The organism is Pleurocapsa sp. PCC 7319 (assembly GCF_000332195.1).
In the GTDB taxonomy this organism is placed as follows: Bacteria; Cyanobacteriota; Cyanobacteriia; order Cyanobacteriales; family Xenococcaceae; genus Waterburya.
In genome coordinates this window covers 3,545,456-3,559,429 of the sequence record NZ_KB235922.1, presented here as the reverse complement: position 1 = coordinate 3,559,429, position 13,974 = coordinate 3,545,456, and the positions used below count along the sequence as shown (strand labels likewise).

Genomic DNA, 13,974 nt, shown 5'->3' with positions numbered 1-13,974 from the left:
ATTTTTACCTCATCTCAGTAACATATTTGGGTTTTGCCCCATCCGTAACAGATGCCCTGCTGTGTTATGAACACTGAATTCAGCAGCTAGTTGCGCTCCCAGTGTGCCATGGACATACATTAAAAACATAATTACTACTCCTGCTAATAGGTATCGCCATTGCACTTGGCGACTAGTATCATTACGCCAAACATAGCGTTGGAAGCCACGCCAGACGGTCATAGCTACTATTAGTCCTAGCAGGAAAACTCCTCCTACTCCGTGCCAGAGCATAGTATCTATGGCGTTCAAACCCCAGACACTCTCGATCTCTGGTGGCGAATCCACGAGTAGCATTTCATAGAAGCCAGCCCCAACGGTAAAAAAAGTAATAACCGTCGCACCCAGCATGTTGTACCAGCCCACATCAAAGAAGTTAGAACGAGTGGCAGGAATTGCTAGATACTTAAAAATGGGTTTTTCAAACGTAAAAAAAACTCCCACTACGTCAAAAGCAATGCCAATAATAAATAAACCCAGAGTCAGATGCACTAAATTGGGATGAATCGGAATTGAGTAAGGAAGTCCGTTAGGACCTAAATTTAGTTGCTTGATCGCTTCTGAGTACACTATAAAACTCCCTCCTTAGCGGCATCAACCACAGGTACTGTATGTAATCCATAAATCCAAACCAGTTGATCGCCAAGATATACTTGAAAAAATACCAAACAGGTTAGACCAAATCCAAGTCCTAGATATGGAAGAGGCAATTTTTTGGAGTCAGATAATCGAATCACGTAACGCCAACCTGTAATCGCGGCAATGATTCCAGATAGCGACCAACCAATCAAAGTATGCAGATTCAGTACCGGTTCGACAGCATCGTAAGCGATCGCCAAACCGGCTTCTATTTGCCCAAAGATAATGGCAATAAAAATGGCAATGGTGGCAACAAACATATTCCACCAACTCACCTCATAAAGTTGATAATTACGAGTAAAATAGCCTGTTACATCGCAAAAAAAGCTAAATAAGACCATTGCAATCACAAAATGAACCACGATGGGATGAATCGTGTCGGGATATGGCAAATTATGGTCATTAAGTGGTGGGAGGAAATTGTCGAGCATAGTATTTTCTACTGAGTTATTGTATAGACGCTTCAATAAAATATTTTTAAAACACTACACTACTAGATTGTTTTTACTGAATTTGTAAGCTAGAGAAATCAAGCTAATTCAATGTATATAATAATTAAATTCAAAGTATATTGGCAACATTTTTGGGATTTTATTCTGATTTTGTTGAATATTTTTTTTGATTATCACCCAGACTCATGTGTTTGACGATTTGTAATATTAAACTTCGACCAATAGTCATATTTAAATTTTGTAATCATGGCTACAAAAGCAATTGAAAATATTAAAAAAAGAGAAAAATTTAGCTAATTACAAAAAGTTCAAATACTAGCGAAACTACTGAAATAGACATATATTATCAGTGTTGTCAGGAATATAATCCAGAAGAGCTGTTTTTGATTTACTTCTTTTCTCGACATTGTTGAATAGAAAATTTTATTCTATATATTGGACAATAGCATTTATTGAAAAAATCAACAAAAAAGCAGTGTGATAAAATCAACCTTGATTTTATTCGTATATTAACTTTATAATTTTATTAGTATTTTTTTGAATATTTTTGATTGAAATAACAAATATTCTATTGCATTAAAGGTATGGCAAAATTATAGCTGTGAATCCTTTTAAAATTACTTATACCAACCTAAAAACATCGTTAAAAGTTGTATGAAAACTAAGAGGTTGTCTGAAAAGTCTCATTTATTACTCGAACGCCCCCTAAATCCCCCAATCCTAGGGGACTTTGAAACAAAAAATCATCTGTCCCCCCAAACTTGGGGGGCTAGGGGGGCAAAATTTTAGTATCAAAAAACTTTTCAGATATCCTCTAAGTAAAATAGATAAATATAGCAATCCTAAATCATTCGTGAAATCAACTTCTGCTCTTATGCGATCGCATCTTCAGCTGCAAGGTCGATATAAACATCAACAATACCGTAACGTAAGCGATATGGATCGTGAGTAATTATCCAGCCATCTTTTTCTATAGCTTTTTTTATCGTTGACACACTAAGACTGACTTTCGATTTCCCTGGGTAATTCGCAATTCTTCATGGACTTTAGTCTTAAGTAAATGTACCCAATAAATCAGCGAAAGTATGAGGACTGTTATGTCTTTCGTTGAGGTTAGAATCAAGACGTTTTTCTGATGTATTTCTCTAGTCGAATCTCTACGATGAATTTAGTTAAAAGAATTTGATTAAAGAGAATTAAATCATGAAATCTACAGTTGCAATTGTAAGTACTTTATTAGTGACAACTTTTGGCTTTAGTAGTGTTGTCACAGCTAATGAAGATGTGGAGTTTAATCGAACGGCTCTTGAAGTTTTAGATATTCACGCCAAAAATCTAGAAACCGAATTCTCGACATTTGAAGAATTTCAAGATCTTTTCATTGATGTGTTTGGCAATAATATCGGCTCGCCAAATAACTTAGCCAATTTACAAAATCAGTTTATCGACGGTACATTGCGTCCCGAAGTCAAATTTGTCTCATCTGAAGCATTAACTGACGCTCAAGGAATTACTCGTGGTGCTGCTTTTGACCAACAGAGTCAGACAATTTTACTTTCGGAGGATTTGGACGCAGCAGGTATTGAAAGTAGTATCGAGCAGGAGATTGGACATTGGTGGGATGTGCAGTTAAACGGAGATGAGGACACCACCACCTCCGATGGTCAAGCTTATGATGAGGGAACAGCTTATGCCGAGAGATTTAGCGAAGGGGCAAATGGGGATAATATTTTCTCCGATTTAGTTTATCAAAACGATTTTCAGACAATTCCTATAAATGGGCAAGAAACAGAGGTCGAGTTCCGACCTATTGCAACTTGGAATATAAATGGTAATACGAATGGAGGCAATAACACTTTGCAAGTAGTGCTTGAGACTATGGAGGAGCCTGGTCAAGATCTAGCTCCAATTGACATTATGGGAATTCAAGAAGTTTCTTCTAGGACTTTGACAGAATTGTTGCGCCAGGCAACAGGGATTGATGATTTACAACCAGATGCTATTTTAATCGATGAAGATAATAATATTGGTAGTCCGCTGTTGGAGTATAATTTTCGGTTTAACAATAATAATTATCAACTTTTTGCTAACTTTGATGGTGGCGGTTCGCCGACCCGAGGCACAGCGATAATTCTGAGAAATCCACCAGACGGAGTAAGACCTATATCGGGTGTCAATCCAGTTGCACAAAATTTTCGTGGTTATATAGGTGTTGAAACACCTCGAGGCTATTACTTCACTGTTCATGCTCGGGCACAACAGGGGGGTGGTCCTAATCAAAATAACGATGCACAAGCTTTGATTCAAAATATTACAGAGCTTGTTCGTCAGAATCTAGACCCAGATAGAGAACGAGAATTATATATTTTGGGGGACTTCAACAGAAACATCGCTGCTAATGGAAGGAGGAATAACGGTATTGGCATAGCTTATCCCTGGCAGCAACAGAATGGAAATGGAAGACGCTTGAATCGAATAATTGCAGACCCTAATAACTTCACTTTTAGTGCCAGAGAAGCAAATGCCACAAGCACTCTTGACTATATGTTTACAGAAGCGGCGTTAGTTGAAGATGAAGGATTCGTACTGAATCGATTACCAGGTGCCCCAGGTGCCGCCGGTACTCCTGATTTTCCCTCCGATCATTTTCCCGTCGTATATAACGATGCAGTTGAAGTTGCTGACAATCCGACTGTAACACTGACGATATATAGAGAAAATCTCCAAAATCCTATTGGAGAACCTATAACAGCAAATATTGTTCGAGGAGAAGCGAAATTTAGAAATGTCGATCTCAGTGAGCCTACTAGTGAGCCGACTAGTGAGCCTACTGTTATTATTCCTCCGCCTAGTACAAGTACAAGTTTGGATATCACTATTTCTAGTGAGAATCCTGATGAAGGCGGGAGGATTTCCGTGGTAGAGAATTCGCTTATACCCTCAACCATTCCTACTGGCACAAGAGCCCACTTCAGTTTTGAAAACGCATCTCCAATTGAGAGCATTAGATTAAATGAACCTACAAATTCTCTGGGAATAGATGTTAATGATACTGAATTGGTCGATCCAAGTAATATCGAATTGGACCTGCAAGGACTCCGTACTGGTCCTATTGACGACTCTCTTGTTCCTCGTAGGTTCGAAATATTATATGAATTTGATACCAGCGGGGTTTGTCCTATTCAAAATCAACAGAAATGTTGAAATATTCAGTTCGGTACTGGTAATATTTTTGTCTGGATAAAAGTGGATCTACTTAGAGTAAGGTGATTTTATTGGTTAGTAACCCTAATTGGCATTGCGAAGAGACAGCCAAATTCAAGGTGGGCAAAGCTTTTTATAATCCAGAAAGCAAGTTGGTACGTGATTTAGGAGTTTTAGCTGCCAGAGTCTATAAACAGGATTATGGCAGCTTGAGAGTTTTAGATGCTTTAGCTGGTTGTGGTGTACGCAGTTTACGTTATTGGCAGGAAAGCGATGCTGATTATCTTTGGGTAAACGAAGGGAATCCCGAACATAGTTCCACATTACAGCAAAATTTGAGCCAAGCGATCGGCTTTGCTGGTGCGCGACGCGGAGCTAGTCCTTTAGGGCGGAGCGCAATCGCTCCTAACTGTTATCGAATTACTCATCAAGATGCTCATCGGGTTTTCTTTAGTTGTTATGCCGATCGCGATTATTATGATTTGGTTGATGTTGATTGTTTTGGTACTGCAGTACCATATATCAATAGTATGCTGTGGGCAACTAAAATTGGCGGCTTAATTTATCTTACTGCTACTGATGGGCGTACTCTTACAGGACATCTACCAGAAAATAGTATTAAGGCTTATGGTGCGATCGCTCGTTCTCATCCGGCGGCTCAAGAACAAGCTTTAAGAATAATAATTGGCAATACTCAACAACAGGCAGCTACCAAAGGATTGGGAATTAAGCCCATATTTTCACTTTTTACAGGAAAGACTTATCGTTTGATGATGCGTTTAGTTGCTAAACCAGGATTGAATGACAATAACTATGGTTTTATCACTTATTGCCATAGTTGCGGTAACTATCAAACTGTTGGATGGCGTAAATTAAACCAAGTGAGCTGTAAATGCCATAATCCAGCCATAACTGTGAGTGGTGCAATGTGGCTAGGCAGATTACACGATCCACAGCAAATAGAGCGGTTTACCGTATTGGCTCAACAATTAGGCTGGCAAAAGATAGTTAAGTTGCTGGGTTTAATGGCAGGTGAGATCGATTTACCACCATACTTTTACACTTTGCGAGAAATTGGTCGCCGAGGAAAAATAGACTTGCCCCAGCGATCGCATTTAATTAAAGCTTTACAAGACCAGAGTTATCAAGCCGCTGCGACACATATTAATCCCCAAGGAATTAAAACCAATGCCAATCTTGATACCTGTATTGCGATCGCCACTCAAATCTCATCAAGCAATCATTATTCCCCTAACAACTGAAAAAATAGTTGACTAAAAGTTTAATGATTAAACTTGTTGTTCTATTGCTGCTCTATATATTCTTTGAATTTTTCGCAATAGTTTATCTAAAACAGAATTACGACATTCTGGATTTGCAGGATCGCAACTTTGAATGGTTTCAATTAATTTGGCTTCTCTAACATCCACATAACCATCGCTGTAAACTAATCCACTAATTTTCTCCAGCAGTTCTTGATAATCTTCTGCAGAATGATTTTCGCCAAAATATTCTTCTAACCATTGATAACACTCAGTCGGTTTAACTGGTCTTAATTCCGACAGTAGAGGTTTAAGTTCGGGATCATCAGCTAATTGAAAATCTTTAGCGATGCGACGTAAATAAATACGCTCTTCTGGTTGGATAATGCCATCTATCCAAGCGGCAGCAATCAGAATTTTCAGAATTTGCTTCATCTTGTTTTTTATTGTTGTTTTAAATCTCCACATCTCACCAATCTCGTATTAATCTCACCATAAAAAATCCGTCCATATTCTGAAGATGAGGATAAACTTTAATCCATTCTTCTGGTGTCACCAAGTTTTTTGCAATCACATCAGGGGGAGATTGAATACTCCAATTGAGGTGGTTTTCCAGAAACGATTGTATTACTTTTTCATTTTCTAAAAGATTAAGAGTACAAGTGGCATAAACTAAAATACCTTTTGGTTTGACCCAATGGGCTACTTGTTCTAATAGTTCCCTTTGTAACTTAAAAAGTTCCTGAATAGATTGATTTGTTTGTCGCCAGCGAATATCAGGACGTTTGTGTAATGTACCTAGACCAGAACAGGGTGCATCTAACAAAACTCTGTCAGCTATACTAGCAAATTGAGGGAAATTGCGACTATCTCCAACTTCAATTTGGATTGATTTTAAATGCAGCCTAGCAGCGTTCTCCCTCACTTTGTTTAATCGTTTGGCAGCGCGATCGCAAGCGATAACTTGACCTCGATCCCTCATTAGTTCGGCAATATGAGTGGTTTTTCCTCCTGGTGCTGCACAAGCATCAATAATTGTCTCCTCAGGTTGGGGATCGAGTAAATGGGTAACTAACTGCGCGCTACTATCTTGAATGACCCACCACCCCTGTTTATATCCAGGTAAATCAGTAACAGCACCGGCACCTTCCAGTCTTAATCCCTGAGGTAAACCAGGTATACGCTCGACAACGATTCCAGCAGCTTTAAATACGGTCTCTACTTCGGCAACAGTTTTTTTTAAAGTATTGACTCGCAAATCAATTTTGGGAGATTGATTAAACCAAGCAAGTAGCTGACCTACTTCCTCAATTGATAATTGCTCTAACCAAGTTTCCACAATCCAATCAGGAAAACTGTGTTGTACTCCTAATCTTGATACGGGGTCATCTGGTAATTGCAAAGGGTCCCCAGATTCAGCTTGACGAATGTATCCTCGCAACAAGCCGTTAACCACACCACCGAGTTTAGAGATCCCATTCGCCTTGGCTAACTCTACACTAGTATTAACTGCTGCTGCATTAGGAGTGCGGTCTAAATAACGCAACTGATATAAACCAAGATGCAAAATAATTCTTAAGTCTGGTGGTTGTTGCGCTGCTTTTTTTTTACCCAGTAAATCTATTAAAGAATCCAGAGTACGTTGCCGACGAACAACGCCATAAACCAGTTCACAAGCAAAACTACGGTCTGCTTGGCTAATTTCCAGCGATTTATCCACAGTCTTAATCACGCGATTTAAGGCAATGTCAGTATAAGCTTTCTTTTGATACACACTTTTTAGTGCCATGAAAGCCAACTGACGGGAACTGGGAATAGATGCCATGCTGAAGATTAAGAAAAAATTGCCCTATTCATTGTACATTTATAAATCCATCGTTTAGGGCACAAGTTCTATTTCTGTTTCTCTTGCTGATTAATCTCATCGTGAGACAAGTTAAGACACTTTCTCTTGGTGCTAACGATATTTTGCTGTTAAAACCCAGCATAGAGTGGGCGACATAACCGCTGTAAAGATAGTAATGATACTAAGTAGCCATAATAGATCGCTGTTAGAAAATTCCATGAATTGTCACCTCTGAAGTTAAACTGTGAAAAGTGCGTTCCTTCGAGAGATTTTCTCTACTTCCGTCTGTCTAAAATTTGATTAGATAGATGAACGATGCCTCGATTGTTTACATCTTTATTATCTCTTTTTGGATTCTGGCTTGCCTAGTAGAGTTATCACTAAGTCTTGGTGATCTATTACCAATTATTGATTAAGGCTATTTAACATAGGGCAAAAATTTATCAAACTTTTATTTTAATTCTATCAAGGGAAAGAGGCGTTACATAAGTTTCCAAGTTTACAATTAATCGATAATCATCCTGAAATAATCAATTTAAATGTTAACTTCTAAACAATATTAATTAATCAAAGAATGAATAATTGTATATGTTGCCATGATCGCTTACTGAGACATTTAAATCGCCATCGAGTTTTTTGGTTCTGCCCTACTTGTCACCAAGAAATGCCCAATATAGACGTGTCAATGCTTGTTTATTATCTTAAGGAGTCAGTGTTAACACTTCAAAAACCTTCATTGGCTAATAGTATTAAGTAGTCGATTTTCAATAAATTAATATCTGGTTCAGAAGATATTGATCATATATTTTTAAGTTCAATCTATGCTTACTTTAAGAGGCTTGATAATAGTAAATATATTGTTTATTTAGAAACTACTTATTTAGAGGGGGGAATGAACGATTACGTTGTGGCTCAGCGGCACAATCCCATTATTCAGCGGTTTCACGATCTCGCTCCGCGAGGTGATAGAGCCAATCGCTTGCGTCAAAGAGGAAAACACTCGATGGCTATTTTAGGCGCACTTATGTGAAAGCTTCTCCATATCGTCTATGTTGTCCTGAAAACTAGCAAGTCTTTCGATTCTAGTTACTGTCAAATTATTTGACTTTTAAGACGGTATCTGTACTTAGCAGAATTAACCATATTGTATTATTGATATATTCTACTTTCTTATTTAAGCAGATTTCGAATTTCTTCAACAATCTATTCAGCAATCCCTAAAGATAGTGGATAATTTCCTCGATTCTGGGTATAAATATCAAGCGGGTGGAAGTCTTCCGGCTGATGCACCAACTTATGTTGATCGCCAGGCGGATTTAGAACTCTATGAATCTTTATTAGCAGGGGAGTACTGCTACATTTTAAATTCGCGACAGATGGGTAAATCTAGCTTGCGAATTAGAACGATGAATAAATTACAAGCACGAGGAATAAATTGTACTGAGATTGAACTGAGTGGAATTGGCAGTCGGGAAATTACTGCACGGCAATGGTATGGAGGTATTATTCAAGAGCTAATTAGTGGTTTTGAGTTAAAAGTTAATCGTCGAACTTGGTTGAGAGAAAGAGAAGATTTATCACCAGTACAGAGTTTGAGTGAATTTATTGAAACTGTACTATTACAACAGAGCGATCGCCAAATTGTAATTTTTATCGATGAAATTGATAGCGTACTTAGTTTAAACTTTTCTACTGATGAATTTTTTGCCTTAATTCGCAATTGTTATGATAAGCGGGCTACTAATTCAGAGTATAAAAGATTAACTTTCATTTTGCTTGGTGTAGCTACTCCTGCAGATTTAATTCAAGATGAAAATGCGACTCCTTTCAACATCGGCAAAGCGATCGAGCTGCAAGGTTTTCAACTTCCTGAAAGTATCCCTTTAGCTAAGGGATTTGAGGGAAAAGTCACAAATCCTCAAAGTATCTTAAAAGAAATACTGTATTGGACAGGAGGACAGCCTTTCCTGACTCAGAAAATATGTCTGTTGGTATCTCAGCAGTTAAATGTTAAAAGTAGCGCTCGCCATGAGCGACCTCAGAGCGACAAAAAATTAATTAGAGAGTTGGTTCAATCTCGCATCATTAACAATTGGGAAGCTCAGGATGAACCAGAACATCTAAGAACAGTACGCGATCGCATCTTAAGAAATTCTGGCTCTACCGTTAAATTGCTCAAGTTATATCAAAAAATTCTGCCAAGAAAAAAAATAAAAGTTCAAAACCGTCAGGAAGATTTAGAATTGCGCTTATCTGGCTTGGTAACTCAAAAACGAGGTTATTTAGTAGTCAAAAATCCTATTTATCAAGCTGTTTTTAATTTTCCTTGGGTCAGACAACAGCTTAATCAACTCGAACCTAATATTTCGGTACTTCCTATTTGGAGCATACTTTTGCTCAGTCTTGTAGTTACCAGTATAGTTACCGGAATGCGAGTACTAGGCTGGTTGCAACCATGGGAACTTCAGTCTTTTGATTGGTTGATGCGGCTCCGACCCCAGGAAGGATTAGATGACAGATTATTATTAGTTACAATTACTGAAGAAGATGTTCGTTCTCAACCTCTAGCTGAAAGAGGTGCTGCGTCTTTATCCAATCGCGCTTTAGACAAACTACTAGCTAAGCTAGAACAGGGTCATCCAAGAGCCATTGGCTTAGATCTCTATCGTGAAGCCCCCCTAGGGAAAGAATATCTTAATTTAGCAACTCGAATGCAAAAGAGCGATCGCTTTTACGCTATCTGCCAATATGGGGAAGCACGAGTAAATCCCCCACCAAAAGTTCCTCCTCATCGTCAAGGATTTAATAATGTCGTTATAGATGCAGACGGTATTATTCGCCGTTATTTGCTTGCCGTTAATTCTGCCTTTCCTTGTAAAAATAATTTTTCATTTAGCTGGCAATTAGCTAATCGTTATTTAGCTGAAGAAGGAATTGATGCTGAAATTAGTCTTAACAAATATCTTCAACTGGATGACATTATTTTTAAAACCTTAGAAAGCAATACAGGAGGCTATCATAATATTGATGCTAGTGGACATCAAATATTACTTAACTATCGCAGTACCGATCGCATCGCACACAAAATTACTCTGCAAGAAGTATTGAGCTCTCGCTTTAATCCAGAATTAGTTAAAGATCGTGTTGTTATCATTGGTACTACTGCTGCTGATTTTAACGATGATCGCTGGCGTACACCTCTTAGTATGAGAAACTGGTCAGTAAACACTATAAGCGGTGTAGAGATTCAAGCCCATATGGTCAGTCAAATTCTCAGTGCTGTTTTGGATAATCGACCTTTAATATGGTGGTTGTCAAAGCCTCAGGAAGTTGTCTGGATTTGTTTTTGGTCTTCAGCAGGAGGTTTATTAGTTTGGCGTTTTTCTTCACCTATATCTGCAATCTTAGTAGTAGGAATTACTGCTAGTTTCGTATATATAAGTTGTTGGATATTACTCATACTGAATGGAGGCTGGCTACCTCTAGTTCCCTCTATACTCGTACTTGTATTCACTGCAAGCAGCATTGCTATCTACAGTCATCGATTACTGTTAAAGACAAAGTATTGATTGAAGTTTTCCCCAAAGGAATATCAAAATAAAAATTATTTTGGGTTTGATTTACTTGAATTTGGTGATCGCTTAAAAATTTTTAACTATCAAAACATTGAATCTTCCCTAATTATTCCCGATTGATTTCTAGCTTGGAATAATAAAGCTTGAAGTATGCATATTTTTATCTTTTCACCCATAGTTAAAAATAAAACTGAGAAGATTTAGAAATTTTCTCAAGTTTAAAACTATCAATTGAGCTTTTAGGGTGTAAGAAAATGTGGAAAAAATTGAGAAAAACACTTGAATTTCAACCCAAAAGCATTTTGGCTATAATTATAGGCTTTTCTAGCCTAATCTATAGTCCAGGACTATTATTAGCCCAGTCAAACGATCAAACCAATAGTCATGCTCAAGAGGTCAAAATTAGCTTCAATCCTCCAGCACAGCTAGAACCTCCTAATAGGGGAACCCCTAAATCAAATAAAGGGACTGGAAGTCGAGGTGACTGTCTTTATAATTCTTATTTACCACAACTCCAATCTCTGGCAGGAAAAAACTATTTAAAATTTACTACCAGCGATCGCCCTACGATCTGGGTATATTTACCTTATACCAAAAACGAAGCACCTTATGGAGAATTTTCTTTACAGGATGGAGATAAAGAGCTTTATCGCACTCGTTTTCAACTTAAAACCAAACCAGGAATTATGGGTATTAAATTACCTTCTACTGTTGAATCTTTAAAAGTAGGTAAATCATATCGTTGGTATGTTGATATTAACTGTTCTAATTCATTGTCTAAAGATGATTTCTCAACTCCCGCTTCTTTGACAGGAATGATAGAACGAGTTGCTTATTCCCAGGATTTTAGGCGCGAAATCCAAAAAACTGCATCCAAACCTCTCAATCAAATCGCTACTTATGCCAAACATGGTATTTGGTACGATGCGTTAACAGAGTTAGCTCAGTTGCGTTTGGAGCAACCCGATAATTCTATTCTTAAACAAATTTGGAATCAACTTTTAAGCGATCAACATGTGAACTTAGAAGAAATATCCTCTGCTGCATTTTTAGGAAATGTTGAGGTAATTGAACCATAGTAAAGCAGGCAAAGGAATTTGGAGTTATACTCATTTCAAAATTGACAGACTAGTACTGAATTGATAATCGCCATTTTAGCTATATCTCTAACGCTGTGAAAAATACTGGTGGTATAAGTTGCAGCGAGGTTCCACCTGATTTCCCAATAGTTTGACTAAACCCATACTTTGTAATTGATAGGCAGATATTGGTTCTAATTGTACTGGATTATTAGAAGTCACTACTTGTTGAAAAGCTATTGCTAGTTCTGGATGTTGTTGTAAATTTAACCAGTGTTCTCGTAGATGATTGCTATAAATACCGGAATCTGTAGCAGCTTTATCCAGCAAATCTTTGATAGGTACGTTGGGGTTATTTGTTAGATGAGAAAAAGCTTGTTGTAGCAAATAAGGATGCCCTCCTACCATCGACATTAAGGAGGCAAGATCCTGCTCTGTAATCTGAGATGTGTTTATGTTTAGTTTATGTATTTTAGCTAGCTCTTGAACTTGCTTAAAGTTAAATTCTGGTAATTCAATGGGCAATCCCACATTAAAGGGAGATTGATTGATATTTAATCTGATATATACATCCGTTGAATGCGCGATCGCTAACCGCAATTTTTGCCACAGTTTTCTAGTTCTAGCCTTCTCATACCAGGAACGTAATAAACCAAAAAAGTCTTCATATATTTCTGGATGAGGAAAAAGTAAATCTACATCGTCTAAACATAAAACAAGAGGACTCTTTACTTCAGACAATAAATACTCTTCAAAATAAGTAGTGCAGCTAACTTTTGCGCCCATTCCTTCTTCATCCCAATACTCATCTAGCTGATTGGTCAATTTTAATTCTCTTGTAACATTCAGGCAAAACCAGCGTAAGAATTTGTTGAGATTGGTAAAGTGTGTACTTCTATCTGCCAATTCAAAACTTAAATTAACGGTATGGTATCCTTCTTGAGATATTGGAGACAAAATTCTAGTAATAAGAGATGTTTTACCCATTAAGTTAGGAGCTTTAATCCGAACTAAGGAACCAGGCTGTAGTAAGGTTTCATAAAAGATTGATTCTATAGGAGGACGCTCGATATATACTTTAGTAGTGAAATCTATAAGTTCGCTGTGGTGACTCTCGAACACAGACGATTGCGCTTTGCGCACCAGCAAAGCTGATCGTTCTAAATTAGCAACCTTACCAGCTTTTTTTTCTACAGTTGACAAACTTTTCTCTAGGTTTAATTCACTTTCCCAACGTCTTTTGAGGGTTTCTTTAAAATTACTTTTTTTAACTTTTTCCCCTAAAGCTTCTGACAAATTTTTCCATAGTTTCGGCGCGACATCCTGACTAATGTAACTAGTAGCATATTGATTTTTGGCAGCGATCGTATCGTAGTCTTCTCGCTCCCAAGCTCCTTTAAATACTATTATTTCTACATCAGTAAGGTAACGATGCTGTTTTTGATATATTGCTTGATTGGCAGTGTTGAGAGCTTCATCTAGATTGAATTTCATCGCCCAACCTGTTGATACTTAGAGTCTAGAGTTACCTATTTTACCTGAATTTAGATAAGAAAAATTTATTTTAAGCTCGCCAGTAAATAATAAATTAGCTATTAATAATTTTTTATTCCTCAATAAAACTCAACTATTATTACTTTACAACAAGCATAATAAAACCAATAAAAGTTGTTTTTCTCTTGATTTGGTGTTCATAACCGCTTCATTCAGAAGCGGTTTTTCTATTATTAGTTCCCTAGTATTGGAGCATCAAACTAGTAATGATTACCTGGACAAATATAAAAAATATCTTTATGTAAATAAATCTAAAAATTACTGAATTTAAAAATAAAAACTATTTGAAATAGTCCTGAATTCAACTCAACAATTCAATAAAAG

Annotated in this window: 11 protein-coding genes and 1 riboswitch; of the genes, 5 read left to right on the top strand and 6 right to left on the bottom strand. The window is 37.3% G+C overall.

What is annotated here, in order from left to right:
* Positions 1-9: 9 nt before the first annotated feature.
* The 3 genes from PLEUR7319_RS0120090 to PLEUR7319_RS36160 form a co-directional block, all read right to left on the bottom strand.
* Positions 10-609, bottom strand: a complete 600-nt coding sequence (locus PLEUR7319_RS0120090; RefSeq protein WP_019507025.1) for a DUF2231 domain-containing protein — start codon at positions 607-609, stop codon at positions 10-12.
* Positions 609-1,109, bottom strand: a complete 501-nt coding sequence (locus tag PLEUR7319_RS0120085) for a DUF2231 domain-containing protein (protein ID WP_026102662.1) — start codon at positions 1,107-1,109, stop codon at positions 609-611. Before PLEUR7319_RS0120085 ends, PLEUR7319_RS0120090 begins: the two co-directional genes overlap by 1 nt.
* Positions 1,110-2,002: 893 nt before the next feature.
* The gene (locus tag PLEUR7319_RS36160) at positions 2,003-2,125 is read right to left on the bottom strand and encodes an element excision factor XisH family protein (RefSeq protein ID WP_036799046.1); all 123 of its coding nucleotides are present in this window, start codon (positions 2,123-2,125) and stop codon (positions 2,003-2,005) included.
* Positions 2,126-2,333: 208 nt separating this feature from the next.
* Here PLEUR7319_RS36160 and PLEUR7319_RS0120075 point away from each other — a divergent pair, with 208 nt between their 5' ends.
* The gene (locus tag PLEUR7319_RS0120075; protein ID WP_019507023.1) at positions 2,334-4,334 is read left to right on the top strand and encodes an endonuclease/exonuclease/phosphatase family protein; all 2,001 of its coding nucleotides are present in this window, start codon (positions 2,334-2,336) and stop codon (positions 4,332-4,334) included.
* A gap of 62 nt (positions 4,335-4,396) precedes the next feature.
* Positions 4,397-5,596, top strand: a complete 1,200-nt coding sequence (locus tag PLEUR7319_RS0120070) for a hypothetical protein (RefSeq protein WP_019507022.1) — start codon at positions 4,397-4,399, stop codon at positions 5,594-5,596.
* Positions 5,597-5,623: 27 nt separating this feature from the next.
* On the opposite strand, the gene PLEUR7319_RS0120065 is transcribed toward PLEUR7319_RS0120070, so the two are convergent.
* Positions 5,624-6,031, bottom strand: a complete 408-nt coding sequence (locus PLEUR7319_RS0120065; RefSeq protein WP_019507021.1) for a TerB family tellurite resistance protein — start codon at positions 6,029-6,031, stop codon at positions 5,624-5,626.
* 34 nt (positions 6,032-6,065) lie between these two features.
* Entirely contained in the window at positions 6,066-7,421 is a 1,356-nt protein-coding gene (locus PLEUR7319_RS0120060; RefSeq protein ID WP_019507020.1) for a 16S rRNA (cytosine(967)-C(5))-methyltransferase, read from the bottom strand.
* A gap of 271 nt (positions 7,422-7,692) precedes the next feature.
* Positions 7,693-7,759, bottom strand: a riboswitch (Glutamine riboswitch).
* A 575-nt stretch (positions 7,760-8,334) separates the two neighbouring features.
* On the opposite strand from PLEUR7319_RS0120060, the gene PLEUR7319_RS41390 reads away from it, so the two are divergent.
* The 3 genes from PLEUR7319_RS41390 (at position 8,335) to PLEUR7319_RS0120045 (ending at position 12,096) form a co-directional block, all read left to right on the top strand.
* Entirely contained in the window at positions 8,335-8,472 is a 138-nt protein-coding gene (locus PLEUR7319_RS41390) for a hypothetical protein (protein WP_158441863.1), read from the top strand.
* Positions 8,473-8,668: 196 nt separating this feature from the next.
* Positions 8,669-11,011 carry a CHASE2 domain-containing protein gene (locus PLEUR7319_RS0120055; RefSeq protein ID WP_019507019.1) on the top strand — a complete coding sequence of 781 codons (2,343 nt, stop codon included), beginning with the start codon at positions 8,669-8,671 and terminating at the stop codon, positions 11,009-11,011.
* A 308-nt stretch (positions 11,012-11,319) separates the two neighbouring features.
* Positions 11,320-12,096 carry a DUF928 domain-containing protein gene (locus tag PLEUR7319_RS0120045; protein ID WP_158441862.1) on the top strand — a complete coding sequence of 259 codons (777 nt, stop codon included), beginning with the start codon at positions 11,320-11,322 and terminating at the stop codon, positions 12,094-12,096.
* Positions 12,097-12,183: 87 nt separating this feature from the next.
* On the opposite strand, the gene PLEUR7319_RS0120040 is transcribed toward PLEUR7319_RS0120045, so the two are convergent.
* Positions 12,184-13,590 carry an AAA-like domain-containing protein gene (locus PLEUR7319_RS0120040; protein WP_019507016.1) on the bottom strand — a complete coding sequence of 469 codons (1,407 nt, stop codon included), beginning with the start codon at positions 13,588-13,590 and terminating at the stop codon, positions 12,184-12,186.
* Between the last annotated feature and the right edge of the window lie 384 nt (positions 13,591-13,974).

Excerpts from the sequence above, each read along its gene's own strand:
- PLEUR7319_RS0120075 (WP_019507023.1), top strand. The coding sequence starts at position 2,334 with ATGAAATCTACAGTTGCAATTGTAAGTACTTTATTAGTGACAACTTTT.
- PLEUR7319_RS0120085 (WP_026102662.1), bottom strand. The coding sequence starts at position 1,109 with ATGCTCGACAATTTCCTCCCACCACTTAATGACCATAATTTGCCATAT.
- PLEUR7319_RS41390 (WP_158441863.1), top strand. The coding sequence starts at position 8,335 with ATGAACGATTACGTTGTGGCTCAGCGGCACAATCCCATTATTCAGCGG.
- PLEUR7319_RS0120060 (WP_019507020.1), bottom strand. The coding sequence starts at position 7,421 with ATGGCATCTATTCCCAGTTCCCGTCAGTTGGCTTTCATGGCACTAAAA.
- PLEUR7319_RS0120040 (WP_019507016.1), bottom strand. The coding sequence starts at position 13,590 with ATGAAATTCAATCTAGATGAAGCTCTCAACACTGCCAATCAAGCAATA.
- PLEUR7319_RS0120065 (WP_019507021.1), bottom strand. The coding sequence starts at position 6,031 with ATGAAGCAAATTCTGAAAATTCTGATTGCTGCCGCTTGGATAGATGGC.